Origin of the sequence: Erysipelothrix aquatica (assembly GCF_009828825.1) — a bacterium.
In the GTDB taxonomy this organism is placed as follows: domain Bacteria; phylum Bacillota_I; class Bacilli_A; order Erysipelotrichales; family Erysipelotrichaceae; genus Erysipelothrix; species Erysipelothrix aquatica_A.
The window spans coordinates 92,060-108,644 of the sequence record NZ_WTTA01000001.1 but is presented as its reverse complement, the minus strand read 5'-3'; the positions used below and the strand labels follow the sequence as shown (position 1 = coordinate 108,644).

The 16,585-nt window shown below is 38.4% G+C and carries 21 protein-coding genes; 1 reads left to right on the top strand and 20 read right to left on the bottom strand.

The window, feature by feature from the left end; all coding sequences use genetic code 11:
• Positions 1–114: 114 nt before the first annotated feature.
• From GVV22_RS00605 to GVV22_RS00560, 10 genes are all read right to left on the bottom strand, one after another.
• A complete protein-coding gene (locus GVV22_RS00605) occupies positions 115–564 on the bottom strand; it encodes a hypothetical protein (protein ID WP_159648276.1) in 450 nt (149 codons plus the stop codon).
• Positions 565–666: 102 nt separating this feature from the next.
• Positions 667–2,394 carry a BspA family leucine-rich repeat surface protein gene (locus tag GVV22_RS00600; RefSeq protein ID WP_159648275.1) on the bottom strand — a complete coding sequence of 576 codons (1,728 nt, stop codon included), beginning with the start codon at positions 2,392–2,394 and terminating at the stop codon, positions 667–669.
• A gap of 128 nt (positions 2,395–2,522) precedes the next feature.
• Positions 2,523–3,593 carry a M50 family metallopeptidase gene (locus GVV22_RS00595; protein WP_159648274.1) on the bottom strand — a complete coding sequence of 357 codons (1,071 nt, stop codon included), beginning with the start codon at positions 3,591–3,593 and terminating at the stop codon, positions 2,523–2,525.
• A 12-nt stretch (positions 3,594–3,605) separates the two neighbouring features.
• On the bottom strand, positions 3,606–4,373 hold the full coding sequence (locus GVV22_RS00590) for a phosphatidate cytidylyltransferase (RefSeq protein WP_159648273.1): 768 nt from the start codon (positions 4,371–4,373) through the stop codon (positions 3,606–3,608).
• A gap of 1 nt (position 4,374) precedes the next feature.
• Positions 4,375–5,055: an isoprenyl transferase gene (locus GVV22_RS00585; RefSeq protein ID WP_159648272.1), complete on the bottom strand. Its 681-nt coding sequence runs from the start codon at positions 5,053–5,055 to the stop codon at positions 4,375–4,377.
• 2 nt (positions 5,056–5,057) lie between these two features.
• Positions 5,058–5,603: a ribosome recycling factor gene (frr, locus tag GVV22_RS00580; RefSeq protein WP_159637823.1), complete on the bottom strand. Its 546-nt coding sequence runs from the start codon at positions 5,601–5,603 to the stop codon at positions 5,058–5,060.
• Positions 5,604–5,605: 2 nt separating this feature from the next.
• Positions 5,606–6,316, bottom strand: coding sequence for a UMP kinase (pyrH, locus tag GVV22_RS00575; protein WP_159648271.1), 711 nt, complete (start codon positions 6,314–6,316; stop codon positions 5,606–5,608).
• Positions 6,317–6,362: 46 nt separating this feature from the next.
• On the bottom strand, positions 6,363–7,250 hold the full coding sequence (gene tsf / locus GVV22_RS00570; protein ID WP_159648270.1) for a translation elongation factor Ts: 888 nt from the start codon (positions 7,248–7,250) through the stop codon (positions 6,363–6,365).
• A gap of 3 nt (positions 7,251–7,253) precedes the next feature.
• Entirely contained in the window at positions 7,254–8,183 is a 930-nt protein-coding gene (gene rpsB / locus GVV22_RS00565) for a 30S ribosomal protein S2 (protein ID WP_159648269.1), read from the bottom strand.
• A gap of 159 nt (positions 8,184–8,342) precedes the next feature.
• Positions 8,343–8,729: a hypothetical protein gene (locus GVV22_RS00560; protein WP_159648268.1), complete on the bottom strand. Its 387-nt coding sequence runs from the start codon at positions 8,727–8,729 to the stop codon at positions 8,343–8,345.
• Positions 8,730–8,863: 134 nt separating this feature from the next.
• Here GVV22_RS00560 and GVV22_RS00555 point away from each other — a divergent pair, with 134 nt between their 5' ends.
• Positions 8,864–10,216, top strand: a complete 1,353-nt coding sequence (locus tag GVV22_RS00555) for a D-alanyl-D-alanine carboxypeptidase family protein (protein ID WP_159648267.1) — start codon at positions 8,864–8,866, stop codon at positions 10,214–10,216.
• Between the two features lie 56 nt (positions 10,217–10,272).
• Here the strand turns inward: GVV22_RS00555 and GVV22_RS00550 are convergent, their stop codons facing one another.
• From GVV22_RS00550 to GVV22_RS00505, 10 genes are all read right to left on the bottom strand, one after another.
• Complete coding sequence (locus tag GVV22_RS00550) at positions 10,273–10,854, bottom strand: ECF transporter S component (protein WP_159648266.1); 582 nt, start codon at positions 10,852–10,854, stop codon at positions 10,273–10,275.
• Positions 10,841–11,581 (bottom strand): type III pantothenate kinase, encoded by a 741-nt coding sequence (locus GVV22_RS00545; RefSeq protein WP_159648265.1) that lies wholly within the window; start codon positions 11,579–11,581, stop codon positions 10,841–10,843. The genes GVV22_RS00550 and GVV22_RS00545 overlap by 14 nt, the downstream gene beginning before the upstream one ends.
• On the bottom strand, positions 11,578–12,123 hold the full coding sequence (locus GVV22_RS00540; RefSeq protein ID WP_159648264.1) for a phosphopantothenoylcysteine decarboxylase: 546 nt from the start codon (positions 12,121–12,123) through the stop codon (positions 11,578–11,580). Before GVV22_RS00540 ends, GVV22_RS00545 begins: the two co-directional genes overlap by 4 nt.
• Positions 12,105–12,794 (bottom strand): phosphopantothenoylcysteine decarboxylase, encoded by a 690-nt coding sequence (locus tag GVV22_RS00535; protein ID WP_159648263.1) that lies wholly within the window; start codon positions 12,792–12,794, stop codon positions 12,105–12,107. Before GVV22_RS00535 ends, GVV22_RS00540 begins: the two co-directional genes overlap by 19 nt.
• A gap of 81 nt (positions 12,795–12,875) precedes the next feature.
• On the bottom strand, positions 12,876–13,604 hold the full coding sequence (gene trmD / locus GVV22_RS00530) for a tRNA (guanosine(37)-N1)-methyltransferase TrmD (RefSeq protein ID WP_159641522.1): 729 nt from the start codon (positions 13,602–13,604) through the stop codon (positions 12,876–12,878).
• Positions 13,604–14,101 (bottom strand): ribosome maturation factor RimM, encoded by a 498-nt coding sequence (gene rimM / locus GVV22_RS00525; protein ID WP_159648262.1) that lies wholly within the window; start codon positions 14,099–14,101, stop codon positions 13,604–13,606. The genes trmD and rimM overlap by 1 nt, the downstream gene beginning before the upstream one ends.
• Before the next feature lie 38 nt (positions 14,102–14,139).
• Complete coding sequence (locus tag GVV22_RS00520) at positions 14,140–14,388, bottom strand: KH domain-containing protein (protein ID WP_159637838.1); 249 nt, start codon at positions 14,386–14,388, stop codon at positions 14,140–14,142.
• Between the two features lie 2 nt (positions 14,389–14,390).
• Positions 14,391–14,663 carry a 30S ribosomal protein S16 gene (gene rpsP / locus GVV22_RS00515; protein ID WP_159637840.1) on the bottom strand — a complete coding sequence of 91 codons (273 nt, stop codon included), beginning with the start codon at positions 14,661–14,663 and terminating at the stop codon, positions 14,391–14,393.
• 280 nt (positions 14,664–14,943) lie between these two features.
• Positions 14,944–15,702, bottom strand: coding sequence for a hypothetical protein (locus tag GVV22_RS00510; protein ID WP_159648261.1), 759 nt, complete (start codon positions 15,700–15,702; stop codon positions 14,944–14,946).
• Positions 15,703–15,777: 75 nt separating this feature from the next.
• Complete coding sequence (locus GVV22_RS00505; RefSeq protein WP_159648260.1) at positions 15,778–16,578, bottom strand: DUF2785 domain-containing protein; 801 nt, start codon at positions 16,576–16,578, stop codon at positions 15,778–15,780.
• Between the last annotated feature and the right edge of the window lie 7 nt (positions 16,579–16,585).

The following is a 16,585-nucleotide window of genomic DNA, read 5'->3' as shown; positions in this document are numbered from 1 at the left end:
AATGAATGATGCAACATTGTGATGACCTATTGAAATTTTTATAATTTCAAAAAATAAAAAAAACATCAAACAGTGTTTGATGTCAAAATTACAATTTTAATTAATGTGAATTTACTATTCGTCAGAATTTTTGACTGGACTATCAAAAACAAGACGTGTTGAATCCTTCACAAGGACACGGCGAACGTCACCATCACCAACATAATCATTGTCATGCATCCATTCCGCAAGACCTGTGTGTACATCCTCAAACGAATCGGTTTCGATACGGATTATCTCACGTGTATCGTTTTTTTCAATGAATGTGAGTGTTGTTTCTTTATCTGTCGGTGCTTCGATAGCTACAAATAATTTAACATCCACAACTTCAATACGATCATCAGAGTCATACCCGATCATATAGTTATATTCTGGCGATGCAAGTTCTATACCCAGACGCGCTAATTCCGAACGCATTGAGTACATCGCACGCACATCTGTGTCGCGAGAAAAGTCTGGTATGGTAAAATCCATGACGGCAAACCATTGTGGTTTTGATTCAATTTTATTTACTGTATAAGCCATAACTTACTCCTTTTGTATCATTATACCATAGATAGAAAAAAAAGGCTTACGCCTTTCTTTCATTCTACGATTCTAATGTCTCAATCTTAGACACTATCAGAATCACGAGTTACTTTCTTTTCGACCATGCGTCTTTGGTTTCAACATAATCAACAAGAAGCCGCCCATTGATGAGATTGCGGCACCTAACCAAAGCATATGCCCTGGATTCTGACCCGTATTGGGCAATGTTTCAACTTCTTTAGGACTCGGATCGACGGGTTTCGGACTTGTTGGATCAACAGGACCTGGAACTTCAGGATCTTCATCCTTTGAATAGATAAATTTTACATGTTTAACTTCAGTTGTATATTGGCCTGTTTCAAATCCGATAATTTCTTTTAATGTATAGCCATTAATAGTCTTGCTTTTAGCAATATATGAACTCCCTATCGGACCATGTGATATGGATTGCTCTGCCAAGACATTACCTTCTGTATCAACAAACTCAACGATTAATTGGCCATTTTTGATAGGCCTTTCCCAAACATACGTTCCAGCAAGATTCCCATTAAAACTTTCCATAAAAATATCGCTTGAACTATAAGTTGTGAAGGGACTCTCAGGTATAATTCGAATCCAACCTCCTGTATACGCACCACTTTCTGTAGAAATTAGCGGTAATCCAGTATAGAATGACTGAAACGTCGTTTTCGCACCGAGCGTAATGCGATTTAATTTTTCATCCATTCCAAAAATATTCTCAGCATTGGTCACCTTTGACGTATCAAAGCTACCAATATCTAGGGTTTCCAAATTTTCCATGCCGCCAAACATTCCGTACATATCTGTAACATTTGACGTATCAAAGTTACTCAAATCTAACTCCGACAATCCGCTAAAGATAAACATACCATTCATATCTGTGACTTTGGATGTATCCCAATTCAGTTTTCCTTCTAAATGAGTTAGAGATTGTGTCATTGCAAACATATTCGCCATTGTTGTGGCATTCGATGTATCCCATTTATGAACATCCAATGATTTTACAGCAGTATAACTAAAAACATATGACATTATGGATACACTTGATGTATCCCATTCACTAACATCAAGTTCTTTTAAAAACCCTGTACCATTAAAGGCCTGATTCAAGTTCACGACATTACGCGTATCCCACTTTGAAACATCTAAAGCGGTAACACCAGACTGTGAGAAAAGAAACGCCATGTTTGTCACATTAGATGTGTCCCACTGACTTACATCAATCGTTTTAAGGGTTCTTTGTCGTTCAAACATGCCCATCATCGATTCCGTCAGCGAGGTATTAAGGTGTCCATTAATCGCTTCCAAGCTCGACCACGAATAGGAGAAGAATAGTTCTGCATTTTTCGGAGTAAAAACGTTACCATGTAAGTTTATCGTTTTTACCTGGCTTTTGACTATTTGATTTTGATTATCAAGAAATTCATAACCTGCTTTATTTTCCAAAAGTCCATCATACACATCTAATGTTGCAGTGTCGACATTGTAGATAACTTTACTACTACCCCATACAGACTCAACAACGTTTGCTTGATTGATTGACATTTCAGTCGTTTCTATTGTTTCATGTGCATCAACACTGTCTTCCTCTTCTAACTGATCCCTCTCATTTAATGTATTTTTCGAATTCAACACGTCCGGATTTAGTTCTAGTCCTTCATCTGCGATTTCGAGATGGGTACTGGATACGTTCTCATCTTGCGAAGCATCGTTCATCGACTGAACAGATAATATTCCTGGAGTCACACTGCTTCCAACAACTCCAAGTACGATTAATATTGAAATAATTTGTATATGTTTACGCATTTGTATATCCCCCCCTTATATTAAAATATTAGACAAATCACACTTCTAAAGATAAAACGATTATACTTGTTTTCTAGATAAATTACGAATTAATTGCATATTTTCGAAAAAAAAAGGCGAACGCCTTTTTAATTTGGAATAATTCTCATCACATCTTGAAAAGATATATACACGAAGAATACAAGGACGAGTGCTACACCAGCAATCATCAAAGCATTTTCCAATTTTTCTGGAATTGGTCTTCGAATTATCATTTCAATAAGTGTAATAACAACCCGTCCACCGTCCATAATTGGAATTGGTAACAAGTTTACAACTGCCAGGTTAACAGATAATAGTGCTACTAGATTAAAGAAATAAACGGCACCATAGGTATTTACTTGAGACGTTGCACCAAATATTGCAATTGGACCACCGAGGCTGTCCAACCCTATTCCTCTAAAGACACGATTCAAAATAAAAATCATTTGCGCAATGACACTGCCTACTTCCGCAAATGCAAAAGGCACAGCCTCAAAAACATTTACATTACGTAGCGTTGCGGCAGGCGCTTGAATTCCTATTACATACACATCTTTATTTCCTTTTGATGGTTCTGGAGTCACCGTGACTGTTTCACTTATACCGTTTCGATCTAGTTTAATAGTCATTGGCTTATCCTTGTACATTGCCATACCTGTTTGTAGGTCAGAAAATGTTTTGGGATGTACAACACTTCCATCCGCAAATGTGATTTCCGTCATGACATCATTTGTTTTCATGCCCGCTTTATCCGCTGGCATGCCTTCAACGACAGCAGCAACGATAGGTTTCGGTACTTCAACGACACCATTCATACTAAACATTCCAGCATAGACAACAACCGCCAACACAAGATTCATAAAAATTCCGGCAAGCATAATAATCAGACGTTTCCAACGGGCGATTCCGATCATCGAACGCTCAACTGGAACACCCATATCACCTTCACCTGGCTCACCCGCCATCGAAACAAACCCTCCAAGCGGCAATGCACGAATACTATAGGTTGTTTCCCAGTGTGGTTTCTTAATTGAAAATACTTTTGGACCCATTCCAATTGCAAATTCTTGACAATATACGCCAAACATTTTCGCTGCAATAAGATGTCCTAACTCATGCACAAACACGAGGATACTTAGAACGAGTGCGAAGTAAATAATTGACATTATGATACTCATATTGACAGCCTCCTAGACAAAAATCTGTAAGAGGATATTGAATGTAAAGAGTGCAAAGATAACGCTATCCACACGGTCTAAGATGCCACCATGACCTGGGAAGATATATCCAAAATCTTTCACATTAAAATATCTCTTGATTAAACTAAATGCTAAATCACCAAATTGACCCATGATAGGAATCAGAACGGCACTTAAATATACAACGATTGCGGGAACATACTCAATTACAAAGATATGGCCAAAGATTAACGCAATTGTCGCGGAAGCAACATATCCAATCACTGCCCCTTCAATTGTTTTCTTTGGTGAAATACGTTCAATAAGTTTATGTTTCCCAAAATGACGACCACCAAAATATGCTGCAGCATCTGTTACATACGTTGCTAACAAAATGAACAAGAAAGTAATCGTGTTAAAGGATAACACCACTTTAACCGCTTGGATTGCAGCCACAAGCATCATTACCATGACAAAAATATAGTTTACATGACTGAAATCAAACCAGTCAAACACTACGGTAAGCACAAATAGGGTCATGATCCATCCCATGATAAACACACTAAGATATTCGGGTCCTAATAACCCACCTAAAATTGTCGAAACAATCAATAACGGTAAGATTATGGGTTTCATCTCGTCTTTTTTTAGACGATAGATTTCATAAGCTCCAATTGTAACTACTGCAAGCAGTAATAAAAAAAGAGCTTGATTACCCATCAAAATTGCCGTTCCGAAAACAACAATTAGTGCAATTCCTGTAATCAAACGCTCTTTCATACTAAAGTCCTCCAAATCGTCTTTGACGTTTTTGATATGCATCAATACATGATTCAAATTGGTCAGGACCAAATTGTGGCCATTCATCATCAACAAAAATCAACTCAGCATACGCCAATTGCCATAATAAATAGTTCGAGAGGCGCTCATCGCCACCTGTACGAATTAATAAATCAACAGCTGGCATTCCCGCTGTATCTAGGTAACTTTCAAAGACTTCTTCAGTAATATCCGTCCGTCCGTCTTGAATAATTTTTCGTGTTGCGCGAACGATTTCATCACGTGATCCATAATTAAGTGCAAAATTAAGGATTAAAGCCTTATTGTCTTTTGTTTTTTCGACAGCGTTTTCCATTACTTTCCGAGTCTTCTCAGGCATCATTGATAAATCGCCAATTGTGCGAATTTGGATTTCCTTTTCGTTAAGTTCTTTAAGAAAGCGCTCAAAAAAGACTGCAGGTAACTTCATTAAGTAATCAATCTCTTTTTGCGGGCGTTTCCAATTTTCCGTAGAAAATGCATAAAGTGTTATGGCTTCGATGCCCAAATCCAACGCTTTCAAGGCTATTTCACGAACATTTTCACTACCAAAGTAGTGTCCAACCGTACGTTCCTTACGTTGTTTTTGAGCCCAACGGCCGTTGCCATCCATGATGATGGCAACATGTTTTAGACTCTCCATAATTAGAGTGACATAATCTCCGCTGATTTCGCTTTCGCAATTTCATCAATTTTCTTGATGAATTCGTCGGTGAGCTTTTGAACATCTTCAAGTAATGCACGCTCTTGATCTTCTGGAAGATCATCTGCCTTTTTCACTTCATCGTTCAAGTCACGACGAACATTTCGAACAACAACTTTTGCGTCTTCTGCGAAGGTTCCAACTGATTTTGAAACTTCACGACGTGCATCTTCTGTTAGTTGAGGTACGTTAATACGTAGAACAGAACCATCGTTTTGAACTGGTAAATTCAATGTTGATTCATTAATTGCACGTTCCATATCTTTCATACTTGATGGGTCAAAAGGTTTCACAACGATTTGACGTCCTTCAACGATTGATAAAGATGCGATTTGTTCAATTGGTGTTGGTGATCCATAGTAATCAACCATAATTCCGTGAAGAATTGATACGTTTGCACGTCCTGTACGAAGTGTTCCTAAACGACCTTCGTATGACTCAATCGCATCTTGCATTAACATGCGACCATCTGTGATAATTGCTTGCATGATTATACCTCCCTAGCAACACGTGTTGCGGTTGCTTCGCCTCTTGCAGCTTTAATTATATTATTTTTTTCATTCATATTAAACACTATAAGGTCAATATCATTATCCATACACATTGATGTTGCAGTTGAATCCATTACCGCAAGTTCTTGCTGTAACACGTCTTTGTAGGATAATGACTCATAGCGCTTAGCATTTGGATTCAAACGTGGGTCTGAATCGTAAACACCATCAACGCCATTTTTAGCCATTAGGATGACATCTGCTTTAATTTCAGATGCTCGTAATGCTGCTGTTGTATCAGTAGAGAAGAATGCAGATCCTGTACCTGCCCCAAATACTACTACGCGTCCCTTTTCGAGATGACGCACTGCACGACGTGGAATATACGGCTCTGCAACTTTAATCATATCAATTGCTGTTTGAACACGAGTTGGTACTCCTTGCGCTTCAAGTGCACCTTGAATAGCAAGTGCGTTGATGACCGTACCAAGCATCCCCATTGAGTCTACTTGTGTACGATCAATCCCTAACTCATCGGCCATACGACCGCGTACAAAGTTTCCACCGCCAACGACGATTGCAACTTCGATACCATCTTCAACAACTGTTTTAATTTGAGCTGCTACATCTTCGAGAACTTCACGACTGAAAATACCCGAATCGGATGCAAGTGCCTCTCCACTCAGTTTTAATAATACCCGTTTGTACATGAGATTTACGCCCTTTCAAAAAGGACACTAAAGAGTGTCCTTATTTTTATTTAACTTGTGATGCTTTTGCAACTTCAGCTGCAAAATCTTCTTCACGTTTTTCGATACCTTCACCGACTGCGTAACGTACAAAGGTTACAACGTCTGTTCCAGCGTCTTTAAGGATTTGTGAAACTTTAGCTTTTCCATCTTTGAAGTAGATTTGGTCTACTAATGAGATATCTTGCATTTGTTTGCTTACGCGTCCTTTAATAATTCCTTGAACAACTTGCTCAGGTTTTGAAGCTAATTCAGCATCATTTTTAACGATTTCCACTTGGATCGCTGTTTCGTGATCTACGATTTCGCTTGGGATTTCTTTTTGTGAAACATATTGTGGGCTCATTGACGCAACTTGCATTGCAATATCACGTGCTAATTCTGCATTGTCACCGTTTAATACAGTAACAGCTGAAATTTTACCACCCATATGGATGTATTCACCGAATACTTGGTTATCTTCTTTTTCTACAACTGCAACGCGACGAAGTGTAATTTTTTCTCCGATGGTTGCTGTAGCTGAAATGATTGCATCATTTACTGTTTGTCCTTTAAGATCGAGTGCTAAAGCAGCATCTAAATCCGCAGGTTTGTTTGCAAGGAAAACTTCTGCTAAATCTTTAACTAATTCTACGAATTGTTCGTTCTTAGCAACAAAGTCTGTTTCTGAGTTAACTTCAAGAATTACTGCTGTATTTCCTGATGATAATACTGTACTTGTTCCTTCTGCAGCGATACGTCCTGATTTTTTAGCGGCGCTTGCCATACCTTTTTCACGTAACCAATCGATTGCAGCTTCGATGTTTCCATCTGTTGCTTCAAGAGCTTTCTTGCAATCCATCATTCCGGCACCAGTACGTTCACGAAGTTCTTTTACTAAACTTGCTGTAATCATAGTTTACGCCTCACTTTTTTCTGTTTTTTTCTCTTCTGTACGTGCTTCACGTTGTTGTTGTGGAGCACCTTCACGGTTGTCATTACGTGGTGTAAAACGTTGTTGACGACGACGGTCATCACGTTTACGACGTTCGTCCATACGTTGACGACGACGACGATCGTTTTCTGCAGCTTGTTGTTCTACGTTAACGATAACATCTTCCATTGTAATGTCTTCTTGGTCTTGGTCTTGGTATGCAACTTGTAATACGCCACCTTTTGGTTCAACCATAGCATCAGCCATAGCACCAACAATTGTACGGATTGAACGAATTGCATCGTCATTTCCAGGAATTGCGAAGTCAACTGTATCTGGATCACAGTTTGTATCGACGATACCAAATACTGGGATTCCTAATTTACGTGCTTCAGCAACTGCGTTTGCATCTTCGAGTGGGTCAACAACGAATACTGCATCTGGAAGTTTCTTCATTTCTTTAATTCCGCCTAAGAAGTTTTCTAAACGGTCTTTTTCTTTAAGTAATAAAGCAATTTCTTTTTTAGTATAAACTTGGATTGATCCACTTGCTTCCATCTCTTCGATTTCTACAAGACGACGGATACTTTTTTGGATTGTACGGAAGTTTGTTAATGTTCCACCTAACCAACGTTGGTTGATAAAGAATGAACCACTACGTAATGCTTCCTCTACAACGATTGTTTGTGCTTGTTTTTTAGTACCAACAATCAATAATTTTCCATTTTTTTCAGCAATTTCTTTCATTGCTGCGTATGCTACATCTAATTTGTCTTGAGTTTTGTTCAAGTCAATGATGTAAATACGGTTTTTAGCTGCATAGATATACGGCTTCATTTTTGGGTTCCAACGACGTGTTTGATGTCCGTAATGAACCCCACTTTCTAATAATTTGCGCATTGTCACAACTGACATAACTAAATTCCTACCTTTCCGTTAGTCCTCCATCACTTCCAAGACGAGACGACTCATATTTGAGCACGGAGTCCGTCAATCCATGATGTGTGAATATAGGTGTCTTTGCACCGTTTATTATTTTAACATATTAATATAGGGAGTTCAAGGTTTTATCCTTTACACATTTTTGATTGATTTGTAGTCTTCTAATTGCGATACCGCATACAGTTTTACAGGCTTTTGATCAATAGTAATCGTTGTAACGCCATAGTCATTTTCGCGTTGGTTATTCCAAGAATTAAACTGTCCAAAAAAACGTGTAATAATTGTTCCCAGCCATAGGTAACCCTCAAGTTTTCCAACAACAATTATTTCATCAGGGCTCTCCGCAATTATAGCTTCTCGAACTTTTGTTATTAATTCTGGCTTCATCGTCTCATAGAGATCCATTAAGTTTTCCACCTCTTGATGACCTCTTCTGAGATCAATGTAAGGCGCATCATAACCTTGTTTTTTCATTTCGTTTTGGATGGTTTCGCCATCCCCAATAATTAGTCGTTTCATAAAAACCTCCACCTACATATTCTATCATAATTCAAAGATTCTTTGGATTATGATGCAGTTTGGTGCAATTCCACCTTTTTTACACAATACCGTTTCTGCTTTTATGGTATATTATTTAAGAAAGGAAATTGTCCATGAAACGAATATTTACTTTACTACTTGTAGGTGCCTTATGTTTTTCTACACCAACGACTGCTTATGCACAAGCACCTACAACTGCCTATCAAACACAAGAAGACCTTATCTCTGTACAAAATATCATGATGTACAGCTCTAATTATCTTTTAATGGATATGGAAAGTGGCCAGGTTCTAACACAAAAGAATGGGTATTCAAAAATTCATCCTGCTTCCATTACCAAAGTACTTACTTTAATTACAGCACTCGAAATGCTTGAATCCCAAAATATATCTCTCAAAGAAACCTATACAATTCCTGCAGAGGTTGTTGATGATTTAACGAGTATTGCATCTGTTGCCGGATTCGAAGGCGGCGATACCGTCACAATTGAAGACATCCTCTACGCTATTATATTACCGTCTGGTGCTGATGCGACACGTGCAATTTCAATGCGCCTCACACAAGATCCTGAGGGTCTTGCACAACACATGAATGCAACCGCAGCAAAAATCGGCATGAAAGATTCTAATTTTCTAAATACCAGTGGCCTCGATGAAGATGATCATCTCTCGACACCCTACGACCTTGCATTACTAGTCCAATACGCAATGAAAAACAAAACATTTGCGAAAATATACAGCACAGTTACGTACACAACATCACCGACACCTACAGCACCAAATGGCATAGAACTTGTAAATCGGTCTTTAGAAGCAGCTCATGACAAAGGGTTTACCGATTTGTATGGCGCTAAGTCTGGTTACACCGAGATGGCTGAACGCTCACTTTCAAGTGTAGCAAAACGTGGAGACTCCCACTTAATTTTTATTAGCACCAATGCACCTAATGAAGACTTACTCTTCACAAACGTAATTGATGCCATCAACGTTTACTCACGTGTCTTTGACGATTTTAAACGAACCACGCTTGTAACTCGCAATACCATCCTACAAGAAATTCCTATACTGCATGCGAGTTCACCCTTTCCGGTAATGCTCGACTACGACATTGTGACCTATTTACCAAACGGAATCGCTCCACAGGATGTCGCTATTGATGTAACAGCAACTCAACCAAACTTTATCGCACCCGTTGCACAAAATACAGATATGGCAAAAATCAAAGTATCCTATAACACTAAAACCGTTTTTGAAACCCAAGTGTTAGCACCCTTAGACATCAATATAAAGGGTACAAAGGTCTTTATGGATTTCATGAAATCCATAGGCCAAGTTGTATTTATCGTCTTCTTGATCCTCGGTGCACTCATTATCACGATTCGCGAAATTAATCGTGTGAGACTGCGCAAGCGCCGAATGCTCCGACGCCAACAAATGGAAATGCAACGTCGAAACCAAAACCATTAAACATGCATTCCTATGACCCCACTAAAGAAAGTAAAAAACATGGCTAGCCCATGTTTTTATTTGTGATCTCGAGGAACACCGTATTTTGTTATGATGCCAGCCGTAAAGGCTTCTGGAATGGCGTTTGTTAAAAGAAGCGTCCCCAAAAACAAAAATAAACCAGAAACAGATACATGCAGTACCTCTTGGAGGACAGGGGCAAAGAAAAGCAACATGCCTCCAAAGACTAGCATCGTATGGATCAGTGTAACACAAACACCCAGCTTAAATCCTCTGAAGTCTTTTTGATACAAATATCCAGATAAGAATCCTAGTAGCATCCGTGGTCCAAAACATATAACCATTGCCCACATCGATCCTTGAGTTGTCCCCGGAAGTGGAATTAAAGGCGAAAACATAAATGATAAAAGGGATGGTGCCATCGTATTCGTCCAAAGACTCGCAAGCCCAAAGATGAACCCCATAATCAACCCACCTTTGGTCCCAAGTAAAATCCCCCCCACAATCACAGGGAGATGGATAAATGTTAAACGGACAGGTCCTATTTGTAGAAATCCTAATGGCGTTAATGCCAACATCATAAGCAGCGCACATAGCAATGCAAGGGTCGTTAGATTCTTAGTTTTATTCTGCATCATAATTTAATAAACTCCTTAGAATTAAATCATCAATAACTTTAATATCGCTAGTCACTAACGATTGTATCGATTTATAACCACCACCCGTTGCAACTACATTTAAAGGCATGAAGCGTGTGGCCATTGTCTTTATTAGTGAATTTACGTAACTTGCAATCATATAAGCAGTTCCTGATTGCATCGCTGACTGTGTCGAATCACCAAGCCAATCATGGGATGTACATTCCGGAAGCAATTCGGGTAATGCCGCAGTACTAATATGCATAGCATTAAGCATCGCTTGATGTCCAGGAACTATGGTTCCACCAACAAAGACTCCTGTTTTATCGATGACGTTGACAGTCATCGCTGTACCAAAATCGATGATTATTGCTGCGTTTTTAGTTGTCCGAAAAACCTCATGAACGATGAGAGCGCGATCAATCCCAAGACCATCGTACACGGTGAAATCGACCTTTTTTAAATCATTAAGTCTTACCTGGTCAACTGCACTTAAATAAGTACCTTCTAACAAATTAATTTGGTGGTCTGTGCGTGATGGAACTACCGATGCTATTTTGATTGTATCAAATCGAGCCGAAAGATTCGTAGTTGAATCCGTAATCGCCTGATTCACTGTTTCGACCGTCTCTGCATTCGCAATTTTAAATTGTTTTAGGATTCCATTATGCATAAATCCCCATCGGGTATGGGTATTACCTATACTAATGACAAGACGGTTCATCATTGTAAATTCTCGAGGACTGTTTGCACAATCACGTCTACATCTGCTAACGCACCTTTACCAACATCTCCACACGCCAATAAAGATGTGCGTGGTTCAATCTCAAGCCATCCTAACTCTTTAAGTTGTTGTAAGTTTTTTTGAACCACGGGATTTCCATACATATTTTGATTCATGGCCGGTGCTATTATTTTCTTCACATTTTGATCAAGCGCCAATGCCGACGTGCTAAGCATATCATCAGCAATACCGAGTGCCAATTTACCAATTGTATTAGCGGTCGCTGGTGCAACAATCAATAGATCCGCCTTTTTGGTAATATCTATGTGAGCAATTTCGGTCGCAATTTTTTCTTCCAGTACATTAAAGTGAACTGGATTCTTCGATAATGTCTGCAATGTTAATGGCGTTATAAAAGCTTGGGCTGCCTGTGTCATCATGACATGAACATCAACATTACTATTGTTTAAACGATTTACAATATCTGCTGCTTTATATGCCGCAATACTTCCACTAACACCTAAAATCACTGTTTTTTTATCCATAAATTTTGAACCTCCTTGAGAATCCCCTGAGCTAGGGTTTCTTTTGTTTCGTACTGTTTCATAATACCTTTTTCGTCCACAATGTAGCCGCGATGCTGTTCTCCCAAGATATCCGCTGCATCGTTTGCAACCACAAAACTACAATCATTTTTAATCATTAAGTTTTGAGCAACGCGAACTAATGTATCAACGGACACCTGACTTAATAGTTTAAATCCTACCAGATGGGTATCCGGATGTTTTTTCTTAATATAGCCAATAACTTTGGGTGATGGCTCGAGTAAAATAGCAAGGTGATCATTGGATGACGGAAGCTTTTGATGGGCATCCTGAGCAACAATTTCAGTTAATTTGCTTCCTTGATACTGAGCTGTTGCCGCAACACGATAATCGCTAATTGCCATCGAATGAATAACGGCATCATATTGATAGCGCGTCATCAACTGATCTAACACACCCAACACTGAATCAACACCTGTCGTCACGTAATGCTTGACTGCTTGCGTTGGTTGGCATGCATTGGCTCCCGACACATAATGGACTTCAATCCCTTGCTTAACAGCATAATCAGCAATATAACTACCTAATTTACCTGTCGCATTATTAGTGATTGATCGTACTGCATCAATGGGCTCTGATGTTGCTCCAGCAGTTATAAGAATTCGTTTCATCTCATCACCTCTTTCGTATGGTTAATTATCGCTTTTCACTTCATGTGTGTCAACGAATTAACAAAAAGAGTAAACAATTGTTTACTCCCCCTGATTTTCTTGTGCAATTTCTTCCATCAATGTTTGTTCTAACTTTGAAAATTCACGATTTTCTAATAAATCAGGACGAACACGTTGTGTTTTTCGTAAAGACTCTTTGAGACGGAATCGTTTGACGTTCTCATGATGCCCACTAACAAGTACATCCGGTACTTCATGACCATCATAGACACGAGGACGGGTGTAATGTGGATATTCTAACAATCCATCACTGAATGAATCATCTTCATGAGACTCTTGGGTGATGACGCCATCAACGAGGCGAATAACTGCATCTGAGATTACCATCGCAGCGGCTTCCCCACCCGTTAATACATAATCACCAATCGACATTTCCATATCAACATACATTCGAATTCGTTCATCAAAACCTTCATAGTGACCACAAACAAGTACAAGATGCTCATGCTTGCTTAAATCATACGCTAAGGATTGTTTCAATGTCTTACCTTGTGGCGTCATCATAATTACTAATGATTTTTCTGTGCGCGTTGCTTTGATTGCATCGATAACAGGTTGGCACATTAAAACAAGACCAGCACCACCACCATAGGGATAATCATCAACCCGATTGTGGCGGTCTTCTGTAAATGAACGCATATCTACAACTTCATATTCGACGATTCCTTTTAGAATCGCCTTATTGATAATTGATGACGTTTTGAAGCCTGTAAACATATCTGGAAAGAGCGTAATAACACTAATCTTCATTACAATCCCTCCATCCAATTGATATCAATACGTTTTTCACTAATATCAACTGAAGCAATAAAACGTTCTACAAACGGAACTAAAATATCGCGTGCTTCCCCTTGAATACGCATGACCGGGTGCGCAGGTGTTTCAACAATTTCAGTTACAGTGCCGATGTGTTCATTATCGCGATACACACCACACCCTACTAAATCGACAAAATAGTATTCATCTTCGGGCAGTTCATGCATTTCATCACGCGGCACAAAGAGTTCACCTTTGTGAAAAAATTCAACATCATTCAAGGAATTAAGTCCTTCAAATTTAATGAGAACTGATCCTTTATGCATGCGCATTGTTTCAATCACAAGCTCTGTTGTTTTACCGTTTAAATGAAATTGAACGACTTGTCCTTTTTTTAATCGTTCTTTAATAAAGTCAGTTTTAGGAAAAATTTTTAATTCTCCACGGACTCCGTGTGGCTTTTGGACAATACCAATACTTATTAGTGACATATTTACCTCCAAAAAAAGGGATGTACTTAAGTACATCCCTAATATGATTCAAATTTAATTGAAATTCTTTGATCAAGGACGCGTGAACCAATTGACATTGTTTGTCGAATTGCATGGGCCATGACGCCTTGACGGCCGATTAAACGTGCAATATCTGAACTTTCAGCATAAATTGCAAGAATAATCTCATTCTCATCCAAACTCGGTAACCTTTTGACACTCAAACTCTTTTCGTCTTCCACTAATGGCAACACTAAATCATATAGAATATCTTCAACCGGTCTCATAATTATTTCGCTAATTTTGATTCATGAAAACGAGTCATGATACCTTCTTTTGAAAGAATGCTACGAACTGTATCTGAAGGTTGAGCACCGACTGATAACCATTTCATTGCTAAAGCTTCGTCAACTTTAACTTCTGCTGGTGATTGTGTTGGGTCATAGTATCCTACGATTTCGATGAAACGTCCATCACGTGGTGCACGTGAATCAGCTGCAACGATACGGTAGAAAGGTTTTTGTTTTGATCCCATTCTTCTTAAACGTAATTTAACTGCCATTATAAAAGCCTCCTAAATGTAATTTACTTTATGAGTATAGCATTCGTCATTATAGGTGTCAAGCCTTTTTACTTAACAGTTTTAAAAATATGACATGTCTATTTAATCTAATATGATTGAATAACTTCTCATGACATTCGTTGTTTTTAAATAGTTAGTATCAACTGTTCCAGACGGTAGAATTGAAGGCAACATGTAAACATAATGAATACATTCACTAAACACGATAGCTTCTTGATCTAAGTTTGTCTCCCTAGAATAATTTTGTTATTCCATCCAGTTAACCCAGCAATTTGTTTACTGATTCCGTTTCGTCAGGATATTTCGACACAAGCCTCTTTTTTCTCAAGTTTGATTTGATAATTTTTTTGATGACTTTATTATCACTTTCAGCATACTTCGATAATAACTCAAATCCCTGTTTAGGATCTACTGCTACAAAGACACTGATTGCATACGCAAGACCTTTTTCTAAAACTTTGAAGTCCTCATGTTTATAAAGACTTGGTGATAATGTGCTTATTTCCCCCAAAAGACAGTCAGAAACGACCAATGAATAATTACACAATACTTGGCTTTCCAACAATTTATAGTCAGCTAACGTCGCGACAACCGCTCTTTTCTGTGAAAATGTACCTATCTTCAAATATGAATTGAATGTATCTATAAGAAGTACCTCATTGTACATTCCTATCCTTTGAAATGCCATGGCCACTGCTTCTTTAATACGCCATGAATCGTTTGCAGACGTTGACAATACGTTCAACACTACAACTTTTTCATCGCTGCTCAGTCGTTCAAAAATACTCCCTAATGTAATGAGTTTGCACATTACAACAAATACCTCTGGTGCATTAGCATCATTGTGACTCAACGTCACCGTGCTCAAGTAAGTAAAATTATAGTCGTTATTCATATAATAGTCGGCAACTTGATTGGCGAGTGTTAAATTTGCCATTCTTCCCGGAAGATTAGAATTTGTGAGTAAAAATGTGGTAATTTTAGAATAATCATTGGTTGCTAAAATCGCATCAATCATCGCGGAGTACCCCTGCTTTTCTCAATTGATTAATTATGTCTCTCACTTAATTCATATGAGATCGAAAAAAGACGTTTAAAATGATCCATATCGTTTATAAAATAAATTTAAAGACATTTTAATTGCACGTTCCGTTTTTTCACCCAAAACATTTTCATTCATCAATGTGAAATTCAATGCAAGTAAATAATTTTTCCAGCAGACTTCATACTGTTGCAAATCATCAAGATGTCGCGAATTATTCCCTAACCATTCCGCAAATACGGCATCATTTAGTTTTCCGTACACCCTCATGTTTGTGCTAGCCTTCGCGAGTCGTCCCTCTTCTCCATATAGGAACCCACCGACATCTACCAGTGCACGGCGTGTTGCTTCCAAACACTGAACAACTTCAATTTCTTGAAAGTAAACAGAGCGCGATGCACTTGCAATCATATCTGCACCATGGGCAAATGCATGTGCCCACCCTTTTTCTTCGACAAATCCTCGATTATCATTTTCGATTCTAAAATATCGTACAGCATCCATCACCAACGCTTTTTCATCCTTGGAGGCAATCCATGGGTTCTTATAATGGTCTTCCAATAATATCACTATAAGTAATGATGTAAAACTCCGTGCGAAGACACTATCTGAGGTTGGTCCATCAATATTTAAAAATAGCTTGTTTTCAGTGAGTACATGATTCAAGATCATGTTTTTTTGCGCAAGATTAAGGCGTTCAGTTTCAAACAAATTACAAAAACCTAAATAGATTGTATTATCACGCAAAACCGGATCTATTGATCCAATTTCAGTTAACATCATTGTGATAATTTCATCTGAAATGGGTGTGTCATTTTGAATGGCACTATTGATTTTATTTATGATAGTCATAGTCTCT

Excerpts from the sequence above, each read along its gene's own strand:
- GVV22_RS00605 (WP_159648276.1), bottom strand. The coding sequence starts at position 564 with ATGGCTTATACAGTAAATAAAATTGAATCAAAACCACAATGGTTTGCC.
- GVV22_RS00600 (WP_159648275.1), bottom strand. The coding sequence starts at position 2,394 with ATGCGTAAACATATACAAATTATTTCAATATTAATCGTACTTGGAGTT.
- trmD (WP_159641522.1), bottom strand. The coding sequence starts at position 13,604 with ATGAAGATTAGTGTTATTACGCTCTTTCCAGATATGTTTACAGGCTTC.
- GVV22_RS00505 (WP_159648260.1), bottom strand. The coding sequence starts at position 16,578 with ATGACTATCATAAATAAAATCAATAGTGCCATTCAAAATGACACACCC.
- GVV22_RS00555 (WP_159648267.1), top strand. The coding sequence starts at position 8,864 with ATGAAACGAATATTTACTTTACTACTTGTAGGTGCCTTATGTTTTTCT.
- GVV22_RS00510 (WP_159648261.1), bottom strand. The coding sequence starts at position 15,702 with ATGATTGATGCGATTTTAGCAACCAATGATTATTCTAAAATTACCACA.
- rpsB (WP_159648269.1), bottom strand. The coding sequence starts at position 8,183 with ATGTCAGTTGTGACAATGCGCAAATTATTAGAAAGTGGGGTTCATTAC.
- GVV22_RS00550 (WP_159648266.1), bottom strand. The coding sequence starts at position 10,854 with ATGATGCAGAATAAAACTAAGAATCTAACGACCCTTGCATTGCTATGT.
- rpsP (WP_159637840.1), bottom strand. The coding sequence starts at position 14,663 with ATGGCAGTTAAATTACGTTTAAGAAGAATGGGATCAAAACAAAAACCT.
- pyrH (WP_159648271.1), bottom strand. The coding sequence starts at position 6,316 with ATGTACAAACGGGTATTATTAAAACTGAGTGGAGAGGCACTTGCATCC.
- GVV22_RS00585 (WP_159648272.1), bottom strand. The coding sequence starts at position 5,055 with ATGGAGAGTCTAAAACATGTTGCCATCATCATGGATGGCAACGGCCGT.
- rimM (WP_159648262.1), bottom strand. The coding sequence starts at position 14,101 with ATGTCACTAATAAGTATTGGTATTGTCCAAAAGCCACACGGAGTCCGT.
- GVV22_RS00595 (WP_159648274.1), bottom strand. The coding sequence starts at position 3,593 with ATGAGTATCATAATGTCAATTATTTACTTCGCACTCGTTCTAAGTATC.
- GVV22_RS00540 (WP_159648264.1), bottom strand. The coding sequence starts at position 12,123 with ATGGATAAAAAAACAGTGATTTTAGGTGTTAGTGGAAGTATTGCGGCA.
- GVV22_RS00590 (WP_159648273.1), bottom strand. The coding sequence starts at position 4,373 with ATGAAAGAGCGTTTGATTACAGGAATTGCACTAATTGTTGTTTTCGGA.
- GVV22_RS00560 (WP_159648268.1), bottom strand. The coding sequence starts at position 8,729 with ATGAAACGACTAATTATTGGGGATGGCGAAACCATCCAAAACGAAATG.
- GVV22_RS00545 (WP_159648265.1), bottom strand. The coding sequence starts at position 11,581 with ATGATGAACCGTCTTGTCATTAGTATAGGTAATACCCATACCCGATGG.
- frr (WP_159637823.1), bottom strand. The coding sequence starts at position 5,603 with ATGCAAGCAATTATCACAGATGGTCGCATGTTAATGCAAGATGCGATT.
- GVV22_RS00520 (WP_159637838.1), bottom strand. The coding sequence starts at position 14,388 with ATGAGACCGGTTGAAGATATTCTATATGATTTAGTGTTGCCATTAGTG.
- GVV22_RS00535 (WP_159648263.1), bottom strand. The coding sequence starts at position 12,794 with ATGAAACGAATTCTTATAACTGCTGGAGCAACATCAGAGCCCATTGAT.
- tsf (WP_159648270.1), bottom strand. The coding sequence starts at position 7,250 with ATGATTACAGCAAGTTTAGTAAAAGAACTTCGTGAACGTACTGGTGCC.